Origin of the sequence: Pseudochryseolinea flava (genome assembly GCF_003286915.1) — a bacterium.
Taxonomy (GTDB): domain Bacteria; phylum Bacteroidota; class Bacteroidia; order Cytophagales; family Cyclobacteriaceae; genus Ohtaekwangia; species Ohtaekwangia flava.
Genome location: NZ_QMFY01000013.1, coordinates 148,360 through 170,306 on the forward strand (window position 1 = coordinate 148,360; position 21,947 = coordinate 170,306).

General features: G+C 44.4%; 21 protein-coding genes. 5 read left to right on the top strand and 16 right to left on the bottom strand.

Going from position 1 to position 21,947, the window contains the following annotated elements; all coding sequences use genetic code 11:
- Nucleotides 1-109: 109 nt before the first annotated feature.
- The 7 genes from DQQ10_RS21205 to DQQ10_RS21235 form a co-directional block, all read right to left on the bottom strand.
- Entirely contained in the window at nt 110-472 is a 363-nt protein-coding gene (locus DQQ10_RS21205; RefSeq protein ID WP_112748929.1) for a DUF1987 domain-containing protein, read from the bottom strand.
- Nucleotides 473-499: 27 nt separating this feature from the next.
- Nucleotides 500-1,045: a SiaB family protein kinase gene (locus DQQ10_RS21210; RefSeq protein ID WP_112748930.1), complete on the bottom strand. Its 546-nt coding sequence runs from the start codon at nt 1,043-1,045 to the stop codon at nt 500-502.
- A 99-nt stretch (nt 1,046-1,144) separates the two neighbouring features.
- Nucleotides 1,145-4,597, bottom strand: a complete 3,453-nt coding sequence (locus tag DQQ10_RS21215; RefSeq protein ID WP_112748931.1) for a PAS domain S-box protein — start codon at nt 4,595-4,597, stop codon at nt 1,145-1,147.
- Between the two features lie 38 nt (nt 4,598-4,635).
- On the bottom strand, nt 4,636-5,385 hold the full coding sequence (locus DQQ10_RS21220) for a GAF domain-containing protein (protein WP_112748932.1): 750 nt from the start codon (nt 5,383-5,385) through the stop codon (nt 4,636-4,638).
- The gene (locus DQQ10_RS21225; RefSeq protein ID WP_112748933.1) at nt 5,382-5,975 is read right to left on the bottom strand and encodes a chemotaxis protein CheB; all 594 of its coding nucleotides are present in this window, start codon (nt 5,973-5,975) and stop codon (nt 5,382-5,384) included. Before DQQ10_RS21225 ends, DQQ10_RS21220 begins: the two co-directional genes overlap by 4 nt.
- A gap of 18 nt (nt 5,976-5,993) precedes the next feature.
- Nucleotides 5,994-6,815 carry a CheR family methyltransferase gene (locus DQQ10_RS21230; protein ID WP_112748934.1) on the bottom strand — a complete coding sequence of 274 codons (822 nt, stop codon included), beginning with the start codon at nt 6,813-6,815 and terminating at the stop codon, nt 5,994-5,996.
- Nucleotides 6,816-7,073: 258 nt separating this feature from the next.
- On the bottom strand, nt 7,074-8,942 hold the full coding sequence (locus DQQ10_RS21235; protein ID WP_165824044.1) for a GAF domain-containing protein: 1,869 nt from the start codon (nt 8,940-8,942) through the stop codon (nt 7,074-7,076).
- Between the two features lie 612 nt (nt 8,943-9,554).
- On the opposite strand from DQQ10_RS21235, the gene DQQ10_RS21240 reads away from it, so the two are divergent.
- Nucleotides 9,555-10,649, top strand: a complete 1,095-nt coding sequence (locus DQQ10_RS21240) for an AI-2E family transporter (protein WP_112748936.1) — start codon at nt 9,555-9,557, stop codon at nt 10,647-10,649.
- 1 nt (nt 10,650) lies between these two features.
- On the opposite strand, the gene DQQ10_RS21245 is transcribed toward DQQ10_RS21240, so the two are convergent.
- Nucleotides 10,651-11,220 carry a cytidine deaminase gene (locus DQQ10_RS21245; RefSeq protein ID WP_245970488.1) on the bottom strand — a complete coding sequence of 190 codons (570 nt, stop codon included), beginning with the start codon at nt 11,218-11,220 and terminating at the stop codon, nt 10,651-10,653.
- On the opposite strand from DQQ10_RS21245, the gene DQQ10_RS21250 reads away from it, so the two are divergent.
- Entirely contained in the window at nt 11,219-12,547 is a 1,329-nt protein-coding gene (locus tag DQQ10_RS21250; protein WP_112748937.1) for a saccharopine dehydrogenase family protein, read from the top strand. The two genes, DQQ10_RS21245 and DQQ10_RS21250, sit on opposite strands and share 2 nt — an antisense overlap.
- 4 nt (nt 12,548-12,551) lie before the next feature.
- Here the strand turns inward: DQQ10_RS21250 and rnhA are convergent, their stop codons facing one another.
- The 7 genes from rnhA to aroQ all read right to left on the bottom strand — a co-directional run bounded on the left by rnhA (nt 12,552) and on the right by aroQ (nt 16,908).
- Nucleotides 12,552-13,007: a ribonuclease HI gene (gene rnhA, locus DQQ10_RS21255; protein WP_112748938.1), complete on the bottom strand. Its 456-nt coding sequence runs from the start codon at nt 13,005-13,007 to the stop codon at nt 12,552-12,554.
- Nucleotides 13,004-13,570, bottom strand: a complete 567-nt coding sequence (locus DQQ10_RS21260) for a MarC family protein (protein ID WP_112748939.1) — start codon at nt 13,568-13,570, stop codon at nt 13,004-13,006. The genes rnhA and DQQ10_RS21260 overlap by 4 nt, the downstream gene beginning before the upstream one ends.
- A 61-nt stretch (nt 13,571-13,631) precedes the next feature.
- On the bottom strand, nt 13,632-14,336 hold the full coding sequence (locus DQQ10_RS21265; RefSeq protein ID WP_112748940.1) for a porin family protein: 705 nt from the start codon (nt 14,334-14,336) through the stop codon (nt 13,632-13,634).
- Nucleotides 14,337-14,433: 97 nt separating this feature from the next.
- Nucleotides 14,434-14,559, bottom strand: coding sequence for a hypothetical protein (locus tag DQQ10_RS28325; RefSeq protein WP_262511776.1), 126 nt, complete (start codon nt 14,557-14,559; stop codon nt 14,434-14,436).
- Between the two features lie 82 nt (nt 14,560-14,641).
- Nucleotides 14,642-15,337: a porin family protein gene (locus DQQ10_RS21270; RefSeq protein WP_112748941.1), complete on the bottom strand. Its 696-nt coding sequence runs from the start codon at nt 15,335-15,337 to the stop codon at nt 14,642-14,644.
- A gap of 90 nt (nt 15,338-15,427) precedes the next feature.
- Nucleotides 15,428-16,483, bottom strand: a complete 1,056-nt coding sequence (locus tag DQQ10_RS21275) for an aminotransferase class V-fold PLP-dependent enzyme (protein WP_112748942.1) — start codon at nt 16,481-16,483, stop codon at nt 15,428-15,430.
- Complete coding sequence (gene aroQ / locus DQQ10_RS21280) at nt 16,480-16,908, bottom strand: type II 3-dehydroquinate dehydratase (protein ID WP_112748943.1); 429 nt, start codon at nt 16,906-16,908, stop codon at nt 16,480-16,482. The genes DQQ10_RS21275 and aroQ overlap by 4 nt, the downstream gene beginning before the upstream one ends.
- A 76-nt stretch (nt 16,909-16,984) precedes the next feature.
- Between aroQ and xerD the strand changes: the two genes are divergently transcribed.
- From xerD to DQQ10_RS21295, 3 genes are all read left to right on the top strand, one after another.
- On the top strand, nt 16,985-17,893 hold the full coding sequence (gene xerD / locus DQQ10_RS21285) for a site-specific tyrosine recombinase XerD (RefSeq protein WP_112748944.1): 909 nt from the start codon (nt 16,985-16,987) through the stop codon (nt 17,891-17,893).
- Between the two features lie 137 nt (nt 17,894-18,030).
- Nucleotides 18,031-19,068 carry a quinone-dependent dihydroorotate dehydrogenase gene (locus DQQ10_RS21290; RefSeq protein WP_112748955.1) on the top strand — a complete coding sequence of 346 codons (1,038 nt, stop codon included), beginning with the start codon at nt 18,031-18,033 and terminating at the stop codon, nt 19,066-19,068.
- Between the two features lie 91 nt (nt 19,069-19,159).
- On the top strand, nt 19,160-20,887 hold the full coding sequence (locus DQQ10_RS21295) for a tetratricopeptide repeat protein (RefSeq protein WP_112748945.1): 1,728 nt from the start codon (nt 19,160-19,162) through the stop codon (nt 20,885-20,887).
- A gap of 44 nt (nt 20,888-20,931) precedes the next feature.
- Here DQQ10_RS21295 and DQQ10_RS21300 read toward each other — a convergent pair whose 3' ends face one another.
- A complete protein-coding gene (locus tag DQQ10_RS21300) occupies nt 20,932-21,672 on the bottom strand; it encodes a class I SAM-dependent methyltransferase (RefSeq protein ID WP_112748946.1) in 741 nt (246 codons plus the stop codon).
- Between the last annotated feature and the right edge of the window lie 275 nt (nt 21,673-21,947).

The window sequence follows — 21,947 nt, forward strand, 5'->3', positions numbered from 1 at the left end:
AAAGCAGTTTTATAAAGGTATAAAAAAATAATCGGTTACCAGCCATGGCGGGACAGTATGCGCATGCCTGATAACCGATTAATGATGAAGGGTTTAGCACCCCTCAGGATCAATACGTTTTAAATTCAAATGGAATCTCCACAAGTTCGGAGAATTCCTGGCCTGCTTCTTCCATGTCCTCATCATCTTCGTGGAAGTACCACAGTATCTTCATGCCTTTGATGTCTTCTAAAGAAGAGAGCACATCGAGGATAAGCTTGGATGAAGCGGTATTAAAGTATTCTAATTTGAATGCAAATTCAGTGGATGGATTAGGTTCGTTACCATACTTCTCGATCCATTCCAGAACTGGGCGGTAAAACTCTGCAGAATCCTCTGGGAGTGAGCGACCAGATATTTCAAAAATTCCATTTTTCTTATCTAGAATGATTTTCGGTGTATCTTCAGAGCCTTCCAGATTTAATATTTCCATGGTGTAAATCTATTTAAATGTTGGATATTATTCAGCACGGGGTACGTTGACTTTCAGACAAAAGAAGCAATATTCCGATGAAAGTTCAGGGAATTCGAATTCCAGCTTTTCCCCAGACTTCCGAGCCATATCAACGAAGCCTAGTCCTGCGCCTCCTTTGTCGGAGATCGTTGTGTTCTTAATGATTTCTTTGTAAAGATCTTTGAGACCGTCTTTGTCCAAGGCATTGATACGGTCAAGCTTGTCTTTCAAGCCAGCAATGTTCGCCTTGCGAATAGGGTTACCCGACATGATGCGGTAGCGATCAGCCTCTTTGCCAATCAGGAAGATTGCCGCGTGGCTTCTGATCTCGCCATCAACCAACTCGTCGCTGTGCTTAACGATATTCTGGAGCGCCTCCACCATCACATTAAAAACCTTACGCTTGATGCTGGACTCCTCTCCCGAAGAATCTAGATTTCGCTCGGCCATGGCCAGAATGGATTTGGTACTCTCCTGGGTGAAGTCACCCTGATAGACCAGAATCAGTTTCTGCGACATCATGGTGTGGTGCAAGTCATAGATAAAATTCATGCGTCAGAAGGTTAGAATTTGAATAATGAGGTTCGCTAATTTATAATTTTATTTTTAAATAAAACTCCCCGCCCCAATAAGCTGAGGAATCGTTATGGTTTAAAACTTAATACCGATCAACAACACGTCATCAGTTTGCTTTTGATCTCCACGCCAGCCTTCCCACTCATGATCGAATATCGCCTCGGCTTCTTTCATTGGCAAGCTGTGTACTCGCTCGATAATCTCACGTGTGCGCTTCGGTCCGAACTTACGTCCTTCCGGACCACCAAATTGGTCAGGGAATCCGTCTGAACTAAAGTAGATGCTGTCTCCCTTACTCAACTCAACGCGTGTGTTGGTAAAATTAGTCTGGTTCTTATAGATACCACCGCCAATCGGGAATTTATTTCCTTTTACTTCCTCCATCGCGCCATTCTTCATGATATACATCGGCCGGTGAGCCCCTGCATACTCTACTATTCCCTCTGCCATGTTGATCTTACAAAGCGCGATATCCATTCCGTCTTTCGTCGTTGAATCTTCATCTTGACGAAGCGTCGTTGTTACACCTTCATCCAACAGATCCAGGATTTTTCCAGGCTCTGTGATCTTACGGCTTCTAACGATATCGTTAAGCAAGAAGTATCCGATCAATGAAAGTAATGCTCCCGGTACGCCGTGTCCTGTACAGTCTACTGCCGCGATAAAAATATCGTCTTTGATCTGCACGAACCATGGGAAGTCACCCGATACAACGTCACGTGGCTTGTACAAGATGAACGAGTCGGGCAATGCGCGGCTAATCACTCTGTTGTTCGGAAGAATCGCCGTCTGAATGCGCTTCGCGTAGTTGATACTCTCGGTGATCTTCTTATTCTTATTCTGAATTTCAAGCTCGATCATCTTACGCTCTGTGATATCGTGCGACACCACCAGTACTGATTCGAGTTTGTTCGCTTCGTCGAATTCTGGGATCGCATTGACTTGCATCACACGCGCACCTTTTTCAGAAGGGAAATCCATTTCCGTAGAAACGGTTTCGTTAAGCGAGTTAACCTGTTCGACAACCTTCAACCAACCTTCTAATACTGTAAGATCGAGATCTGCTTCTTTTACTTTCTTATTCAAGAATTCAACAGGCTTTTTGCCGGTGTATTCTTCGATTACGGGGTTGATATATGAAATCGATTCGCCTTCAAGTCGTGTGATAAGGTCAGGCGAGTTTTCTGATAACGCCTGCATTTTACTACGCATCCGTTGTTCTTGTTCCGCCCGACGACGCTCTGTGATGTCGCGCGAGTTGAGAATGAAACCGTGGATCGCAGGGTTTGTCATAAAGTTTGTTCCCGTTGATTCAATCCAAATGAAACTTCCGTCTTTTGCACGGTACTCGTACTGAACGGTTGCCTTTTCATCGGGATGATCTTTCATGCGCTTGAACAAATCCTTAAACGTGGCGCGGTGATCAGGGTGAACTTTGTCGATGTCGCTCTTGCCGATCATCTCTTTCTGTCCATAGCCAAGAATGGTTTCCACAGAAGGAGAGATGTAGCGTATGCTTTCATCTTCTTCGTAAATCGTAATAACCTCAGACGCGTTTTCGAGCAGCAACTGCATTCTCTTTTGCGTGCGGTTTACTTCTTCGATTTGTTCTTCAAGTTTTTGGTTCGAACGCTGAAGCTCTTCTTGCGTCGCTTGCATCTCTTCTGCATTTTGACGAAGGACTTCTTGTTTTTCTTTCAACTCGTTACTCATCTCTTGAGATTCAGCGAGGAGTCTACGGGTGCGTTCGTTTACTTTGATGTTAAATATCGTACGGGCAAGAATCAGCGATAGTTCTTTTACGAAGTTTACTTGTGCAGGGTCGAAGCGTTTGAATCCCGCGAACTCCAGAACACCGTATACTTCTTCGTTCGTGATGAGCGGCACAATAAGAATACAGCTCGGACGCTGATCACCTAAAATTCCCGACGTTACAGACACATAGTCGTGCGGGATCTCCGTTCGTAAGATTGTATCTTTTTCAGCGGCAGCTTGTCCTACGAGTCCTTCGGCAAATTTGAATTTCGCTTTCAGGTACTTCTTTCTATTGTAAGCAAAGCTTGATCTTAATTCAATGAGTGCCGGTTGTGATTCATCGTTCACAACATAAAAAGCACCTTGAATCGCACCGATCTTGTTGAGGATAAATTTGATCACATCCTCGCCGAGTTCGTCCAGGGAATCGTGCATACGCAGGATTTCACTGATCTCAGCAACTCCTCTTACAATCCAGTTTCTTTCTTTGTCCTGTCGTTCGTTTTCAACGAGGTTTTGACGCATTGTAATCAGCGACATACCGAGAATATCATTATCACTCGCGGGCTTAAACGCGGTGTCGTATTTACCTTCCCCAATGCGCTTGGCAAAGTCTGCATTGCCGCGTAGGGTTTGTACCAACTCGTCAACCTTCGTTCCCATTTGTCCGAATTCGTCGTTGTTGTGCTCGGTCGAAGCCTCAGGGAGAATACCTTGCGAAACAAGTCCGAGCGTGTTACGCATCGCGTAGAGGGGACGTGTCAACGATCGCGCAAAAAGCATAGCAAACAATGTGGCAAGTGCGACGATGCAAAGCCCTGCGTATAAGAATGTTTTTTGCAGTGCGTCAGAATCGCCCTTCGCTTCATCAATGTCGATCATCGCAATGAGTGCGTAGTTTCCATAGGCGAGTTTCCGTCCTACTTGAAGTGTTTTTCTTCCGGCGAGATCAACGCCGTTGTCAGGGAGTGGATGACCTGCTAAAATTGCCGCGAAACCTTTCATCGCCGGTGTAGCGATTGGTCGTGGCGGGATAGTTTGCGTTGTATCGGTGTCTTTCCTTAGTGGACTGGCAACGTAAATATTTTTACTGTCGCCAAAGGCAACGAGAACTTCACCTGTTTTACCAAGTCCTTGGTAATTTTTTAGCGCTTTGTAAGCGTGGTCCAAAGAAAGCTTTACGATGATGAGATTTTGTTGGCCAGCATTGGTAGTGACACTACCCGCTGCGTAACAAAAATAGCGGTCCTTCTCCAAGATGATTTTGGTATAGTGTATTCCACTTTTAGCGTTGGTAAAGGTGAGACCATCCGGATCGATAAATGCAGTGATGGTATCGGTTTGTGCAACAATGGCGCCTGTTGTGGAGGTGATGTAAATTTGATCGATGTCAGATGAATACTTTAGCTGTTCGAGGTAGTCTTTCAGCGTGAGTGTGGTAGGTGCTCCACCGGAAGCACTTGAGTCAGGGGTAGATGCCGGCATGTCTGGCATTCCCATCATGGCCATCATGGGATCCGCCGCCGGAGCAGCACCACCATTTTTCAAGATATCAGAAACTTGAAGCACTTTTACCGCCGCAGTTCCTTTTTCAAGGTGTGTATTGAGAAGCGCAGCGCGATTGTCAGCGAGGACATTCAACACTGTCGTGTATTTTTCCTGCGTTGTCTTCAGCTGATAATCGTAACTGAAGAAACTAATGGCTGCCACTGCCACTAGCGACACCGCGAGAATCAGGATGGTAATCTTAGTGCTTATGTTAATGCTCTTCATAGGCGTTGAGGCGCGAATTTTTTTTTTATTCTTTAGGGTTAGATCTTTTCAGCGATCAGTTGTGCAGACTCTTCAACAAATTTGCGTTGATCTTCACTCAATGCCGTAAACGAAGCAATTTCGATCACACCTTTAGGAGCTTGATCTTGCTTTTTAACGGGTACGATGAGTAAATATTTGGGCGAAGCGCTACCAAGCCCAGAAAGTATTTTGATATAACCGTTAGGAACGTCGTCGATATACAATGTTTTGCCACCCACGGCAACTTGCCCAATCAGTCCTTCACCGAATTCATATCGAATAACGGTGCTTTCGCCAATCGTCAAGGCATATCCGTGTTGGAGATTTACAAATCTCTTTCCGGCATCTTCGATCACCACATACAAGGCACCTTGTCCAGCATCGAGTTGCTTGCAGATAACTTGTAAAGTAGTTTGTAATGTATCTTTTGAAGTCGCTTGTAGCGTAGCCTTTACACTCTCTAAGCTAATGGTTGTTCGACCTTGTTCAGTTGCTTCGCGATTTACCGACTGTGCGTCGATGGTACGATCGCGGAAAACGACAACTTCTTTTTTGTATCGCATCGCGGAGAAAATCGTGAGTATACCAAAGGCAAAAGTTAACCCGATGACGATATAGACCGGGAGGAATTTGGGTTGAAATCCTTCTGTTAAATGGAGGCCCGCAGGCAGGCTATAGATAAAATATAGCGAAGTGCCGATGCCTAGCAAAAATAGGACACTCAAGAAAAGGTTCAGAATGTGTCGGTCGTTAGCGTAGCCTTTCATCTGTATTGCTTATCTAATTCTTTTAAAAACTCTACAATTTGATCAACCTTCAATACGTGATCAATTTTGGTGACCGCCAACGCCGCGCGCGGCATTGTGTCGATCATACACTCGGCGGGGTCTTGCACAATGGTTAATCCACCGCGGTCGTGTATTTGTTTCATTCCGAGCGCACCATCACGGTTTGCGCCCGAGAGAAGAATGCCTACCAGTTTATCTTTATAAACAAAAGCACTCGTTCCTAAGGTGATATCGATCGCCGGCCGCGAGTTGTTCACCATCTCTTCGGTAGACAGGGCAAAATGATTACCCAACTCCACCGACATATGATAGTTGGCTGGTGCCAGGTAGACAGCGCCTTTCTTTATGCTCTCTTTATCGTGCGGTTCCATGACTTGCACTACGCTTTTAATGGATAACGCTTCGACGAATCCATTACGCACGTGTTTCAGTCGGTGGAGGCACATGATAATGGGCAATGGAAAGCCTTTCGGCAGCTGCGACAGGATCTTTACCATTCCCTGGAAGCTGCCTGCTGACCCACCGATAACAACGGCCTTATAGCTGTTATTTAGGTTGTACTTACTCATGCATCAAGGGCAACTCCACTAATCTTTTATTTTCTTATAAATCTTCTCCTCGTTGTTAACCACGATGAAGCGGTTCGCATAGTCGCACCAGATCAAGGATTCTTTAGATCCAATGGCCAGATAACCATACTTGAACAAACTTTCATGGAATTTTTTCAATACCTCATTTTGGAGGGATTGATTGAAATAAATCATCACATTTCGGCAAAGGATGAGATCGAACTTGTTGAAGATGTCGCCCAGCACCAAGTCGTGGCGGCGGAAGCTTACATTCATCAACAGGTTTTTATCAAATACGGCATTGCCATTTTCTTCTTTGTAATAATTCTTAAAGCTTGAGGTACCCTGGAACCGAATGTAGTTCTTCTCGTTCAGCTCCATGTTTTTGATTGGATACGTAATGTTCTTGGCTTTCTCCAAAATATTTACATCCAAATCAGTCGCGATGATCGTCACATCATGAAGTATCCCCATCTCCTTGAGCATAATGCACATCGAAAGAACTTCTTCTCCCGACGAACACCCAGCGTGCCAAATCTTGAATTGTTTGTGATTGAGCATAATGGCCGGGATGATCTCCTCGCGCATGATGCGCCAGAAACTAGGATCACGGAACATTTCCGTGACGTTAACCGTAAGTTCATCGAGGAACTCGTTGACGAAGGTCGGTGTGTCGGTCAATTTCTTGAGTAACGCTTCAGCCGTTAATTTCTTCAACTCCATAATTCGCAATACCCTTCTTTTAAAAGAAGACATCGCGTAATTCCGGAAGTCGTAATTATACTTCTGAAAGATTAGCTCTGAGATCCGTTTGAGGTCAGCTATGTCAATATCGAGCATGCACAGTCTTTATAAAGCGTCCAAAAATAAGTTTCTTCATAGGTTTGCTTTGCGGTATTGCGCACATAAATCTTACATGCGTCGATTCCTTGGCAAACGCCTTCACTTTCGTGAAGAATCAAATTCTGTACTGCATACTAATTAGTTGAAAAAAAGGATTTTAAAAAACTTTTTATGAAAAATGCTGTACAGCTTGGAGTTTGATCACAGGCTTGGTAACATGTACCTCGGCGACCAGCTACCCGCTTGTTGAACTTCTTATGCGCCGTGGCGTTTTCGATTCAATTCGTCTTGTGTGATCTTCAGCGCCTCCAATTGGATGGTGAGTGTTCTCTCAAGGTCCTCAGCAACTTGCCAGTCGTCGCCTCTCTCTTTCGCCTTTAACAATGCCTGCTCAAGCGACGAGATCTTGCCTTGGAAGTCTGCTTCTAGTTTTGCCGCCTGATGTTTAAGTGTTTCAATCTCTACAGACGAGGTGGCATTGCCGATCTCTTGTTCTAAGGTTTCAATACGATCCTGATACGCTTTTTCTTTACGCACAACTTCTTCTTGCGTCGCCTGAAGCTCTTCCATGTTCTGACGCATTTCTTCCTCTTGCGCGCGCATCTCTTCCGTCTGCTGTTGGAATTGTTCTATCAGGGTCTTGTTCTTCTGTGCCGCACGTACTGATGCTAGCGTAGAAGCAATGGTTTCTCCTAATCGTTCTACAAATGCAATCTCGTGATCTTCGTACAGCTTGAATGACGCTAACTCAACAATACCATACACTTCGCGATCGACTTTCAACGGAACCATCAAGATCGATTTTGGTGCCGCGTCACCGAGTCCGGACGTAATTTTAATATACTCTTCGGGTATTTCTTTCAGATAGGTGGTCTCGCGCTCGAGAAACGTTTGACCGAGAACGCCTTGGCCCAGTTTTACCTTCTGGACCTCATACTTTTTAATATCGAAGGCAAACATGGAAATCAATTCCAGGTGCTTGTTGTATTCGTCATCGTCGTTTAAGATGTACAATCCACCCTGATTTGAATGGGTGTACTTCACCAATGCAGAAATGATTTTATCGCCCAATAAATGGATATCGTTATCCGATGAGCGAAGGATCTCTACAAATTTGGTGAGACCTTCATTTGCCCATTGACGTTTGCGCTCTTCTTCGTTCATCGTCTTGAGCTTTTGCTGCATGTCGATAAGCGAATCGGCTAATTTGTTTTTGCCGAGAACATAGCCTTCATCCAAGGTCTCCTTGTAATTCATCTCTAAATTACCCTTCCCGATAGCCGTTACAAAGTCCGTTGCGTCCTTAAGGTTTTCTAGCGTCTCGTTGATTTCCCAAGCTAATGCGCCGATCTCATCTTTGGGAAGATCAAATTCCTGGCGATGTGCTGCCGTGCTTTCGCGAAGTTTGTGGATAGGCTTAATGACAAACCGATCGAATAGATAGAAGAGTGCGCCAAGCAATAAGATGTCTAAGAAAATCAAGGATATAACCCATGTGTTGACTGAGGCTTTCTTCACACTAACTTCTTCTTCGAGGTCGGCAAAGAGTACGTCGTACCAGGCCGATATTCGAATCCAAAGACTTTCCTGTTTTAGAAGCGCTTCCGTGTATTTCGGGTTTTTGCTGGAAACTTGGATCGGCGTAACGGGGACAGAAGTAAAAGAATCTACCGCCATATCGGTGGAAGCCGCCGGTATCTGTTGAAATGTTGTGTCTGGTGATTGTGTGATCAAAACACGAACGGAAGCTTTATAGTCGTTCCAATAGCGTATCAGATTATCATGGGAGATCTTTGGAAGTCTTGATAACGGTCTCAAGATGAGGTCCGTTCCGTCTACGCGCCCACCTTTTCCCAAAATATCGAGCAGATGATCTTGTTGGAGAATTCGAGCTTCGATATCAGCGGTAATGCTCTTGTCGCCATTGAGGAAACGCTGCACTTGTAAAGCAATTTGCTGACTTGCCAATTGGGAGCTACGGGTATAATCAAGCTTTTGCTCCACCTCATCCAATACGTTGATCTTGTACCGGATCACGAAATATTCAGTGAAGTAAATCGCGAACATCAGAAGCATGATGGTAAAACCAATCTGTCGGAGGGAGCGATCACGCATGAACTTCATAGTCACAAATAAACTAAAATACGCTAAACGCCCAAAAATGAAGCATAAAAACCGGCAAGCAAGGGAGACTTGCCCCAACATTAAGGAGTAAACGCTTGTGTCAAGACTTGTGAGCCCTATAGGTTAACGCTTTAGATAAGGCGAAGCGGGAGACGTCGTTTCATAGATAGATGCGCTACTTCTTACCGTCAGGGAATAGTCTCGGTCTAGTGAGGCTGGCTTGGGCTGTACCCCTTGAGTACAAGATGAGTGCAAGATGAGTACAGGATAAGTACAGGTAAGTGCAAGATCTCTGATGGTTCCTGGAACTATGCAGCGTGCGGTTGCGGAAGTTTTGAATGGAAGGTTCGGTTCGATAACTTTTCAACCTGGTGTATCCTTTCGTGTGTGTTGCGCGAAGGACTAGCCATTTCTGATCACTTCGTTGCAGAATCTTACTTCAGCCGATGCTTATTCTTCGGTTATCGATTCTTCGTCTGCTGGCTGGTTAGCATAGCGTTGTTCCACCTTTCAATTAGTGTAGTTACCCGCCCGGGGGATTAATTTCTACAGCGGGCTGCCGTTTTATATGGTCCGTTTGTTTAACGATATAGGCTAAGATCAGATGCACTTATGTCAGAACTCAAAATTACCGACACGCCTTTCTATCAGAAGCTGAGTTACAATCTCATTACCCTTGCACTGCTTGGCGCGTTGCTTTATCTGGGCCAAGGTATACTCGTACCGTTGTTCTTCTCGATCCTGTTAGCCACGTTGTTGCTTCCTGTTACCAACCGCTTGCAGCAGTGGCGTGTTCCCAAAGTAATCTCCATCATTGTCTCGATCATCGTCACACTTGCCGTGGTAGCCGGCATCCTGTATTTTCTATCGAGCCAGGTTTCGAATTTTCTTGAGGATATTGATACCATCAAGAAAAGGCTTGTCGACTTACTTCATAAAGCGCAAGAGTGGATCAATGCAACGTTCAATATAAGTGAACGGAAACAACAGGAGTACATCAAAGAAACGACGAATAATTTAAAGGATAGCGGTGCAGGCATCGTGGGTCAAACAGTACTCACGATCACCGAGTCGTTAGCATATGTTGTGTTCATTCCAGTCTATACATTTCTGATGTTGTTCTACAAAGATCTGATCAAACGATTTTTGATCAATGTATTTAAGAATGGAAGTGAGGAGAAAGTGCGTACGGTGCTCGAAGAGTCGCGTACGATAGGTCAGCAATATGTTCTCGGTTTACTTACGGACATGGTGATTGTTTTTGCATTGAATACAGTGGGCTTCTTGATATTGGGTATTAAGTATGCAGTATTTCTAGCACTCGTAGGCGCGCTGATGAATTTAATTCCTTACATCGGGATGTTGATCGCTAATGTATTCTGTATGCTAATCACGATGGTGTCGTCGGAGAATTTATCCGATGTACTGTGGGTGGCTATTATTCTTGCCGTGGTGCAGATCATCGACAATAATTTGCTGATCCCCATGATCGTCGGCAATAAGGTAAGAATCAATGCTTTGGTTACGATTGTCGGTGTTGTGGTTGGCGGTGCCTTGTGTGGGATCGCGGGCATGTTCTTGGCAATTCCAGGAATCGCGGTGATGAAAGTTGTTTTTGATCACGTCGATTCTCTGAAGCCTTGGGGAATGTTGTTGGGCGATGAAGTGTCGGACAAGAAGAAGAAGGGGAAAAAACCAATTCGTTGATCTATCGGTCCAGATCTTCCTTCGTAAATGCGAAAGGTAAGAGGGCATGTGCGGATGTCACTTTGATCCATCGATGATCACTTCCCTGCATGACAACCTGAATAGGCTGATGTTGAAATGATTCATATTCAAGAATGACTTGTCGGCAAGCACCACAGCATGTCGCTGGTAGTAGTTCCTTTCCTGTTTTTCGTTTTGCGATCACTGCCAGTTTTACTACTGGTACGCCAGGGTGCAGCATCGCAGCGCTGTAGAGTGCAACGCGTTCCGCACACATTCCCGACGGGTAGGCCGCATTTTCTTGGTTCGAGCCTGTTACAACAATATCACCTTCGAGTAATACCGCAGCGCCGACGTGAAATTTTGAATACGGTGCATGCGCATGTGCTGCAGCTTCACGGGCTTTGTGAATAAGGTAAATCGACTCGGTATCGAGGTCATCGATATTTGCGGTGAATTCAAAATCGCTCATCAGATTGAAATTACGAAAATAATCAAACAACAGGATGGTGATCACGCGAACCGATCGCTTTTCTTTTTCTTTATACCATTTCTTCCTAAGCTTGTGCATGAATACTATTCTCGTTTTAGGTGCTGGTAGATCCTCGTCATCGCTCATCCACTACCTTCTTGATGAAGCGGCACGCCGTAATTGGAAAGTTATTGTTGGAGACACCGCCATAGCAGCAGCGCAGCAGCGAATTCAGAATCATACCCATGGTGTTGCTATCGCGTTCGATATCAACAATCAGGCAGACGCGGCATCGATCATTGCAAATGCAGATGTTGTTATTTCATTACTCCCCGCGACTTTGCATCCTTTGGTTGCAGCCATTTGTCTTGCGTCGAATAAACATCTATTAACCGCAAGCTATGTGTCTGATGAAATGCTTGCGTATCACGAAGAAGCGAAACAGAAAGGACTCTTGTTTTTAAATGAATGCGGACTTGATCCGGGCATCGATCACATGAGCGCCATTCAAGTGATTGATAAAATCAGAAACAGCGGCGGGAAATTAATTTCATTCGAATCATTTACGGGCGGTTTGATTGCGCCTGAAACGGATCGAGAAAATCCATGGCGGTATAAATTTACTTGGAATCCGCGCAACGTGGTGATGGCAGGGCAAAGCACGGCGAAGTATCTGCAGCATGGGCAATTCAAATACATTCCATATCAACAACTATTTCAACGCACTACGCCAGTACAAGTATCGGGTTATGGTGACTATGAGGGATATGCGAATCGCGATTCGCTAAAGTATATCAATACCTATCAACTCAATGGCATCGAAACAATGCTTCGTGGTACGTTGCGTAACAAAGGGTATTGCGCCGCGTGGAATATCCTGGTCCAACTCGGTTGCTGCGACGATAGTTATGCGATGGAGAATGTTTCCGAAATGACGCATGCTGATTTCATGGCTTCCTTTACCGATGGTGTTTCTGAGAATGTGGCATCATGGTTAGCGCATCGATTTAGCGTGACATCAAATGGACCTGAATTGGAAAGATTGAACTGGTCGGGATTATTTAGCACAGAACCTGTAGGATTGGATCATGGTACGCCCGCACAAATCTTGGAGCATATTCTTAATAAAAAATGGAAGCTCAATCCGGACGACAAGGACTTGATTGTGATGTGGCATCGTTTCGTATATAAGGTTGGCGACCAGGTGAAGGAGATTCAAGCATCGTTGGTAGCGAAGGGTGATGACGCTGTGTTCACAGCGATGGCAAAAACAGTAGGGCTACCGTTGGGAATCGCAGCTACGCTATTGTTGGAGGGGAAAATTAAATCGCGCGGCGTTGTTATACCTGTCGACAAAGAAATTTATGACCCCGTGCTTGAACGCTTGAAAGCGTTTGATATCGTACTCGAAGAAAAAGAGATGTAGGTGCTTACTGCTTGGTGAGTTCATATTCGCGGTCTACGAGAAGCGTTTTTCCTGAAGCGGCTTGTACCGCTAAGTAATCGCAGCGTTCATTTTCCGGATGTCCAGCGTGACCTTTGATCCACACAAATTTCGGTTTGAACTTCAAATGATAGGGGATGTACATCAACCAAAGATCAGCATTGGCTTTGTCTTTAAAATTTTTCTTCTGCCAGTTCCAAAGCCATCCTTTTTCTACGGCGTTCACGACGTATTGTGAGTCGGAATAGATCGTTACTGGAATACCATCTTTTTTGATCGCCTCAAGACCTTTTATGACGGCGAGCAACTCCATGCGGTTGTTGGTAGTAAGCCGAAAGCCTTCGGAAATTTCTTTAACAGCGTCTTTGAATTTAAGTATTGTTCCGTAGCCACCAGGTCCAGGGTTTCCCTGTGCGGCACCGTCAGTGTAGATGCGAATCATAGTGCGTGTGTCTTAAAGATTTTAACCGCGATAGCCAGCAAAATAACGCCGAAAACACGACGTAGCACGGCAAATCCCGACTTGCCAATAACACGCTCTAGCCAAACGGAAGAACGCAGCACGAGGTAAACAAAAATGAGGTTGACGACAATACCCGCCAAGATGTTCCACTCCTGATACACAGCGCGCAACGATAGAATAGTCGTTAAGGTACCCGCACCAGCAATCAGGGGAAATGCAAGTGGAACAATGGACCCGCTTCCTTGTGCGTCGGGATCGTCTTTGATAAGTGTGATGCCCAAGATCATCTCCATGGCCACGATGAAAATTACGATTGCACCTGCTAGGGCGAACGACGCAACGTCAAGTCCAAAAAGTTTAAGAATCGATTGTCCGAGAAAAAGAAAGCCAACCATTAATACAGCCGAAATGATCGTCGCCTTTTCAGCGTGAATTCTTCCTTCGCGTTTTCTGATAATGATGATGAAGGGGATAGATCCCAGGATATCGATTACCGAAAAGAGGATTAGGCTTACGGAAAAGATCTCTTTAAAATTAAACATGGTGCAAAGCTAAAAAAAAAGCCGGTGCGAACCGGCTTTCCCTTTTACAATCACTTTATTGCTAAAGTGAAATCGGAACCCCAACCGAAAATTGTAAAACTCTATTCTTCGAATCGACATAATGACTCTTGTTGGTAAGGCTATGACCGTAACGCACATCCAGTTGAACACGCTTTAAAATAGTGACCACTGCGCCCGCTTGAAGTGAAAAATCTACGTTATGGTCAAGCGATGATGTGTTCTCTTCACCGTTTTGATCATAGAACACAACCTTACCCTCTGACTTGTGAACTTCCACGGTTTCACCGTTGTCGACTTTCGACTCAAACTTATATTTCCCATCAAGTCCAAAGGCGACAGCAGGGCCGGCAAACAGGCCTACTTTGATTTTGTCTAAGTCATATTCGAATCGTGCAAGCACAGGAAACTCAAGGTAGTTAAGGGTTTGCTTGCTTTCATTTTTTGATTTGTAGATGGCCTCACCGATTTGAAATTCTCCGTCCGATTTATAGGACGACCCTTTCTGAATGTAGTTTACTTCTGGCTGCAGAGAAAAAACAAGTTTGCCAAGGTTAGCAACAGGAACGTTATAACCGAGGGCAACGGAAATACCTGTAACGGAGCCTGTACTTTGTCCGGTAGTAAGCTCACTTTTTTCAACGGTGCTGGTCGAGGAAGTGATACCGATTCGGGGTACAAGTGTTTGAGCTTTCGTAAATGTTACCGAGCCTACAATGGTGAGAAATAAAACTGCTGACTTACGCATGGTGTAATTTGATTTGTGCGTAGGTACGGACGTGTTGGCGATGAGTTGCCAAACCTACCCCAAGATGTGGGCAATAAAAAAGCCGGATTGTGTCCGGCTAAAGTTCGAGGAAATCTTCATCTGATGAAAAATCAATGGGGAATCCGATTGTAAACTGCCACACGCGGTTATAGGCATTATCGTTGTGGTCAAAGACATCGGTTAACCCTAGTCCATAACGCATCTCAACTTGTACAGTTTTTTTGATCAAGGCGCCTCCACCAAATAGATAGCGCTTTGATCTCGACCGGTTTACTTTTTAATGATCAGTTGAAACGGATCGGGATACCAACCGAAAATTGAAGAACACGGTTTGTTGCTTTTGACTCTCTTTCAACAAACTCGCTTTGCGATGCCAGGTTTACGAAACTGTGGCTATAGCGAAATTCGATTTGTACCTTTTCCATGATGGTGATGCCCGTACCAATTTGAAATCCAAAGTCAAAGCGGCTTTTGATGTATGCGTTTTCTTCATCTTCGGGGTCCACATCGCCGAATTTGATACCATAAGTTTCAGACTCAGTGTTGGATCCATTCGGTGTTTTCATTGTCTGCCTCGTTTCAGCTTTGCCACCAATGCACATCGCTAAAGCTGGGCCTCCAATGTAATGCATTTTGATTTTTTCTGATCCAACCGTAAACTTTAAAAGAACGGGGAGTTCCAGGTAATCAAGACGCGTTCGATTAGCGATACTGACTGACGTGCCTTCAAATTCAATGAAGTCGTCAACTTCTCCTTTTGCCCCTTTCTGTACGAAAGAGATTTCGGGTTGAATTGCGAGCGCGTTGGAAAGATTAATAGCGTATCCCACGCCGACCATTAAACCAGCAGCAGGTTTTTCACCAAGACTGAGGTCTGAATGGATTTTTGACAACGTAAGGCCTACGCGCGGAATTAATGTTTGGGCTTGTAACACGTATGCACACAACACAAGCGAAGTAAGGAAAAATACTTTTTTCATTGGGGTGAATTAAACCCCAAACCTACAAAGAAATTCTAAAAGTTGCGCGTGAGGATAGAACCGTATTTATGGGAAGAATACGCTGCTCATTCAATAACCTTGAAGAAAATTCATCAAACTTTTTATTTCACTTTTTTTGATTGCAGGAAAGTTAGCAATGCGAAATGTCTGCGGTTTGAACGTTCCATATCCTTCACCCAAAAGGAATCCATTCTTCTTGGCGGCTTTTTTGATCTTAGTCACAGCTGCTTCATCACCAAATACTGGAAACACTGTATACGATTGGACGGCTTCATTACGCACAAGGTGACGTACGCTTTTACATTCACTTAAAAATGTTTTCCATTGATTGTAACGCTTCACCGTTTCGTCATGTACAGTCGCGATTTTTTCACAGTTCTCAAGCACACGCATCAACAGATAAATTCCCAATACGTTTGGTGTAAACGGTGTTTGCCACTTATCCATCATCTCGATCATAAATGGCAAGCTATTATAGTGACTGCGCTCATTAATCGCTTTCGCGCGGTCAATAGCCTGCGGCGAGCAAACTAAGATTCCAAGTCCTGCGGGTAAGCCGAAGCATTTTTGAACAGACGCAAACCAAATGTCCGCACTTTTGAAATCCAGTTTAATACCTGCCATCGAAGAGGTTGCGTCCACAGCGACAAGATAAGATGGATTGTTTTTCTTGATCGCACCAATCGTCCGGTTATCTACTTGCGTACCATTAGACGTTTCATTTTGGGTAAGGCAAATGATTCCTTCACGTTGATCGAGTATGAGCTTATTTGGATCTAATTGTTCTTCGGTATCAAATGCAATCGGCATGGCACCCGGGTGCAGGCGTTGGGTATAGTCAAACCACTTCTGACCAAATGATCCATTGTAAAGATGGTAGCTCTTATCGGTGATCAACGATTGTGCGATAATCTCCCAGCATTCTGTCGCTGAGCTTGTAAAGAATATCGTATAATTTCGGGGGATGTTGAGTTTTTCTTTCAACAAGCCAATTGTCTTTTTTGACATGGCCACGAAAGTCTCGCTCCGATGATTAATGCTCATGATACCTTCTTTCGCCGCGTCTTTTACATATTGCGGAAGGGCATCATGCACACGAGATGGACCTGGATAGAAGGAAATCATAACGCTGTTTTTTGTTTGAAGTATTCGAGCGCCAGGGCATAGCTTTCCAGGCCGAAGCCTGTCATCATTCCGATGCATTTAGACGTGATCAGGCTTTTATGGCGATACTCCTCCCGCGCATACACGTTTGAGATGTGAACCTCCACCGTTGGTGTTTTGATTCCGCCGATGGCATCGTGGATGGCAATCGAGGTGTGTGTATACGCACCTGCATTGATGATAATTCCATCGAAAGAAAATCCAACTTCATGAAGCTTGTTAACGATTTCACCTTCGACATTCGATTGATAGTAAGCAAGCTCAAACGATGGGAATCTTTTTTGCAGCGTGATGAAATATTCGTCGAACGACTGACTGCCGTAGATCGATGTTTCTCTTTTGCCAAGCAAATTCAGATTCGGGCCGTTGATAATTTGGATCTTCATGGAAATACTTTCGAGTAAAAGCGAAAGTTAACGGCAAGGTGTTGAAAATAAAAACCTTTCCATGCTAATATTGGGAATGAATTGGTCGCTGCTTATCAAGCAATTTTCACACTATCTCAAAATAGAGCGATCGCTATCGGCGAATTCTATAGAAGCGTATCTCCATGATGTGTTGCTGCTCAGTAAGTTTATGCAGATGCACCATCCGAACGTCTCACCGACGAAAGTCACATCGCAGCAATTGCAACATTTCTTGGGATACGTCCATGAGCTTGGTATGAGTGCACATAGTCAAGCGCGCATTTTGTCGGGTGTGAAGGGCTTCTATAAATTTCTGCTCTTCGATGATTTGATTTCAGATGATCCGACAGCGTTGCTTGAAGGCCCGAAGCTTGGGCGTAAGCTTCCCGATACACTGAGTTTTGAAGAAATTGAACGGCTATTAAATGCTGTTGATTTGTCTACCGCGGAAGGTGGACGCAATCGCGCCATGTTGGAAATGTTATACAGCTCTGGCCTGCGTGTGAGCGAACTTGTTGAATTGAAAATCAATAATATTCATCGCGACGTCGGGTTTCTAAATGTTGTTGGGAAAGGAAATAAAGAACGATTGGTCCCGGTAGGAAAAGATGCCTTAAAGTATACTACACTTTACCTGGATGAAATAAGAGGGAAATATCCGCATAAGCCAGCGCAGAAGAATTTTGAGAATCATGTCTTCCTTAATCGCTTGGGAAAAAAACTCACCCGTGTGATGGTTTTCACAATCATCAAAAACCTGGCAAAGGAAATTGGACTGAAAAAAACGATTAGTCCACATACATTCAGGCACTCCTTCGCCACCCATTTGATTGAGGGTGGTGCTGACTTGCGGGCGGTACAAGAAATGTTAGGTCATGAATCGATTACAACAACCGAAATTTACACACACCTGGATCGTGATTATCTGCGACAGGTTATACAGGAATTTCATCCGCGGAAATAGCGTCAATAAATGCTTTGAAAATAAAATATCTGGATCGATAAGATATCGATGTTTCTTGTTGAAGTTGTTTTATTTTTGCCCATTGAAAGTGTCCTAGCTTCTATTAGGATTACAATTTGCATCAAAAACAAAGCATCGTGTACAAGCTTATCCTTCGCCCGCTATTCTTTCTTGTCGACCCGGAGAAAATCCATTATCGCGTCTTTAGCTGGTTGAAGTTAATGGGTAAAATCCCCGGACTGATGTCCATTGTTCGCGGCATGTTCCAATACCAGCACACCTCGCTGAAGCGGGAGATTTTAGGATTAACCTTCGAGAACCCTGTAGGACTCGCGGCGGGATTCGATAAAGATGCCAAACTCATTGACGAGCTTTCTGCTTTCGGTTTTTCATTCATCGAGATAGGAACACTTACCCCTAAAGCACAGCCGGGTAATGACAAGCCACGCATGTTTCGATTGCCTGAAGACAAGGCGCTCATTAACCGTATGGGCTTCAACAACGGCGGTGTGAATGAAGCAATCGTGAGATTGAAGAATCGCAAGTCGCCAGTAATTGTCGGTGGAAATATTGGGAAGAACAAAGTTACCCCGAACGAAAGCGCCCTTGATGACTACTTGCACTGTGTAAAAGTGTTGCATCCGTACGTTGATTATTTTGTAGTCAATGTAAGCTCGCCCAATACGCCAGGCCTTCGCGAGCTTCAAGAAAAGGAACCGCTTCAAAAATTATTGCGTGAAGTTATTTCGCTCAGCAAAGCAATATCGCCGTACAAACCTGTGCTGCTGAAAATTGCGCCGGACCTTACGCAAACACAACTCGATGATATCGTTGAAATTCTAAAAACGACAGGTACTGACGGGATCATCGCGAATAATACGACAATTTCGAGAGAGGGCTTGAAGACGCCGAAGACAACGTTGGATGCTATTGGCAATGGGGGATTGAGTGGTGCGCCGCTAACGCAGAGGTCTACCGAGATAATTCGTTATCTTCGTGAACGACTCGGAAATCAATATCCGATCATTTCGGTCGGTGGGATTATGACCCCATCGGATGCACTTGAGAAACTTGAAGCTGGTGCTGACCTCGTACAAATCTATACCGGTTTCATTTATGAAGGACCTGGTCTTGTAAAGGCTATCAACAAAGCTATTGCCGCGAAGCGATCATAAAGAACTGTCACCAATTAGGTTCTTGTCGTAACGTGGCGTTGGTTTTGTCGTATCGTGGAAGACTTAATTACTCACGTTCAAAACAATCGTTATGAAAACAAGAACCTCTCGTTGGGTCGTACTCATCCTGTTCATGTCAGTGTTGCTAAGTTGGTCATGGACAAGTTTCAAAAAAGTCGACCCTATCATTTACACGCGTCCTGTTGAAACACCCATCACCGTTTGTGGTTCATTTGGTGTCAATTGGTTCGATACTACGTCGACGGCCACACGCATACTACCCGGGCTTGGCGATCTTCATTATCCGATCACAACGTCGTCAACCAATGCGCAAGCTTATTTTGAACAAGGGTTGAGATTGATTTACGCATTCAATCACTGGGAAGCCATTCAATCTTTCAGAGAGGCTACACGACTTGATCCGAATTGCGCGATGGCTTACTGGGGATTAGCACTTGCATACGGACCGAATTTAAATGACGTCAATCCGAAAGATCGTGAACGCATTGCTTTCGAATCAATTCAGAAAGCCCAAGCCGGAAAGATTCGCGTGTCACAAGTAGAGCAGGATTTAATCGATGCATTAGCTGCGCGTTATGACGGAAAGTCTTACGACAACAGAGATTCTTTGAATCAAGCTTATGCCACCGCGATGCAGCAACTGGTTAAGAAGTATCCGAACGATGCGGAAGTAAACACGCTTTGTGCTGATGCAATTATGAATACGATGCCATGGGACTATTGGAGCAAAGATGGTAGCCCTAAGCCAGCAACGGCAGAAGCAAAAGTAATTTTAGAAACAGCGCTGAAGAAATTTCCCAAACATCCTGGTGCACATCATTTGTATATTCATTTGGTGGAAGCATCTTCTAATCCGGGGCAAGCATTACCGAGTGCGCAATTCTTGGAAGAAGCTATGCCTGGTGCGGGTCATATCATTCACATGCCCGCACATATTTATATTCGTACAGGCCAGTATGCACGGGCAATTGAATTGAATCAACGTGCAGCAAAAGTGGATGAAGCGTATTTGTCGAGCTCGGCAAATCAAGGTATGTACAGGATGGGATATTATCCGCACAATGTCGATTTCATCAGTTTCAGTTCTTATATGGAAGGTAGAAGTGCACTGGCGATTAACACGGCAATGAAGCTCGCCTATAAGGGAAGTATGATTAATAAATCGAACCCAGTTTTTGCGCAGTACTTTGGGGTAGAACCGCTCATTGCTTTTACACGATTTGGAAAGTGGGATGATATTTTGTCGCTCCCGGCGCCCGATGACAATATGTTGTATTCGACTATCCTCTGGCGCTTTGCACGCGGAATGGCTTATACACGAAAGAAAGAAATAACGAACGCGGAGGCCGAACTTCAAAAACTCGATTCGCTTACGAAGCTAGATACACTTCAAACAATTTACTTTTCTTTCAATCCAGTTTCTAACATCGTGAAAGTGCCCTTACACATATTGCGTGGTGAGGTATCGATTGCTAAGGGTAAAGCGGAAGAAGGAATTGAAATACTTCGTGAGGCTGTGAAACTTGAAGATGAACTTCGGTACATGGAGCCACCAGATTGGAAAATTCCATCACGACATTATCTCGGCGCAGCTTTATTTGATGCAGCAAAATATGCTGACGCTGAACTTATTTATCTTGATGATTTGAAAAAGAATCCGGAGAATGGGTGGTCACTCATGGGGTTGCAACTGACCCAAAATCGGTTGGGTAAAAAATCTGACGTCCTTGCCAATGCAAAAAGATTTAACAAAGCATGGAAGAACGCCGACGTTACCATAACGTCTTCGCGATATTGATGTGCTAAGGTTCAATGTTAATCGATTAGGTGAGATGTTGAACCTTACCATTTTCCCATGGCTAAGAAAATCGGAAACGTGATCAGCTTCTCTTCTTGATCGTGCCATGTATTCCGCAGTTGATCTATGAACGGCGTAACGGGATTCATTTGTTTTTCTTTGATGTAGCGTTGTGTTGCTGACCAAGATTCAAGATACCCAGCGAGGTGCTTCAACGTCCATGATACGCGGATGGAGAACGACGGAGTGTCAATTTTTTTGAAAGGAAAATTACTTTCGCGATAGCCTTCATCGACAAGTTTTCTTGCACGATCCCAATAAGGGCCAACAATATTTTTATAGAAGTGAAGAATCGCTTCGTCGCATTGTTTGTCGATGGAAAGGAGACCATATCCCCAGATAGCCATGAGACCGTTGGGCTTTAACACGCGTTTAGCTTCTGTGAAAAATTTATCAGGATCGAACCAATGAAATGCTTGCGCTACCGTGATGAGGTCGAAATGATGGTCAGGGAAAGTAGTTTTCTCTGCGGTGGAGATGCCGTAGTTGATGTTCATTGCTTGTTGTGCATGGTCAAGCTGCGTTTGGCTAATATCGGTTGCGTGCACCTGTTTAAAATATCGCGATAGAACAAATGCCACTTGACCATTTCCGGTTGCACAATCCCAAGCGTTCATGTGGGAGTCAACGTGTTTCAAGATGAAGTCAAACAATTCATCGGGATACGTTGGACGAAACGCGGCGTATAATCCGGCGTGCCCAGAGAATAAATCTTTTGTAGTCATGCGATGTTTGATGTGCTATCAAGTTACACATGTTTCCATTCGCGAGATTATGATTCCAACCTTTTTTGGTTAGCAGATGTCTAAGAATGGAAAAAGGATTATAATTTCTTTTGATAGTGCGAAACAATTTTAGCTGCATATAAACGAGAAAAGAGGCCGTCTCAAAAGTCATGAGGCGGCTTTTTTTGTTTTTTTTGGGTTAATCTAGTTTGAAAAATGTAGGCGCGTGAAATCTTCGTCACTCATGCGGTCGCTTTTGCAAGATTGTGCGCTAT

Bases quoted from the DNA above. Each gene is read 5' to 3' on its own strand.
- DQQ10_RS21240 (WP_112748936.1), top strand. From the start codon at position 9,555: ATGTCAGAACTCAAAATTACCGACACGCCTTTCTATCAGAAGCTGAGT.
- DQQ10_RS21250 (WP_112748937.1), top strand. From the start codon at position 11,219: ATGAATACTATTCTCGTTTTAGGTGCTGGTAGATCCTCGTCATCGCTC.
- DQQ10_RS21235 (WP_165824044.1), bottom strand. From the start codon at position 8,942: ATGAAGTTCATGCGTGATCGCTCCCTCCGACAGATTGGTTTTACCATC.
- DQQ10_RS21210 (WP_112748930.1), bottom strand. From the start codon at position 1,045: ATGAATTTTATCTATGACTTGCACCACACCATGATGTCGCAGAAACTG.
- DQQ10_RS21275 (WP_112748942.1), bottom strand. From the start codon at position 16,483: ATGATTTCCTTCTATCCAGGTCCATCTCGTGTGCATGATGCCCTTCCG.
- DQQ10_RS21295 (WP_112748945.1), top strand. From the start codon at position 19,160: ATGAAAACAAGAACCTCTCGTTGGGTCGTACTCATCCTGTTCATGTCA.
- DQQ10_RS21270 (WP_112748941.1), bottom strand. From the start codon at position 15,337: ATGAAAAAAGTATTTTTCCTTACTTCGCTTGTGTTGTGTGCATACGTG.
- DQQ10_RS21205 (WP_112748929.1), bottom strand. From the start codon at position 472: ATGGAAATATTAAATCTGGAAGGCTCTGAAGATACACCGAAAATCATT.
- DQQ10_RS21265 (WP_112748940.1), bottom strand. From the start codon at position 14,336: ATGCGTAAGTCAGCAGTTTTATTTCTCACCATTGTAGGCTCGGTAACA.
- DQQ10_RS21225 (WP_112748933.1), bottom strand. From the start codon at position 5,975: ATGAGTAAGTACAACCTAAATAACAGCTATAAGGCCGTTGTTATCGGT.
- DQQ10_RS21230 (WP_112748934.1), bottom strand. From the start codon at position 6,815: ATGCTCGATATTGACATAGCTGACCTCAAACGGATCTCAGAGCTAATC.
- DQQ10_RS21220 (WP_112748932.1), bottom strand. From the start codon at position 5,385: ATGAAAGGCTACGCTAACGACCGACACATTCTGAACCTTTTCTTGAGT.
- DQQ10_RS21215 (WP_112748931.1), bottom strand. From the start codon at position 4,597: ATGAAGAGCATTAACATAAGCACTAAGATTACCATCCTGATTCTCGCG.
- DQQ10_RS28325 (WP_262511776.1), bottom strand. From the start codon at position 14,559: ATGCGTTATGGACTAGGGTTAACCGATGTCTTTGACCACAACGATAAT.
- DQQ10_RS21245 (WP_245970488.1), bottom strand. From the start codon at position 11,220: ATGCACAAGCTTAGGAAGAAATGGTATAAAGAAAAAGAAAAGCGATCG.
- xerD (WP_112748944.1), top strand. From the start codon at position 16,985: ATGAATTGGTCGCTGCTTATCAAGCAATTTTCACACTATCTCAAAATA.
- DQQ10_RS21260 (WP_112748939.1), bottom strand. From the start codon at position 13,570: ATGTTTAATTTTAAAGAGATCTTTTCCGTAAGCCTAATCCTCTTTTCG.
- aroQ (WP_112748943.1), bottom strand. From the start codon at position 16,908: ATGAAGATCCAAATTATCAACGGCCCGAATCTGAATTTGCTTGGCAAA.
- DQQ10_RS21300 (WP_112748946.1), bottom strand. From the start codon at position 21,672: ATGACTACAAAAGATTTATTCTCTGGGCACGCCGGATTATACGCCGCG.
- rnhA (WP_112748938.1), bottom strand. From the start codon at position 13,007: ATGATTCGCATCTACACTGACGGTGCCGCACAGGGAAACCCTGGACCT.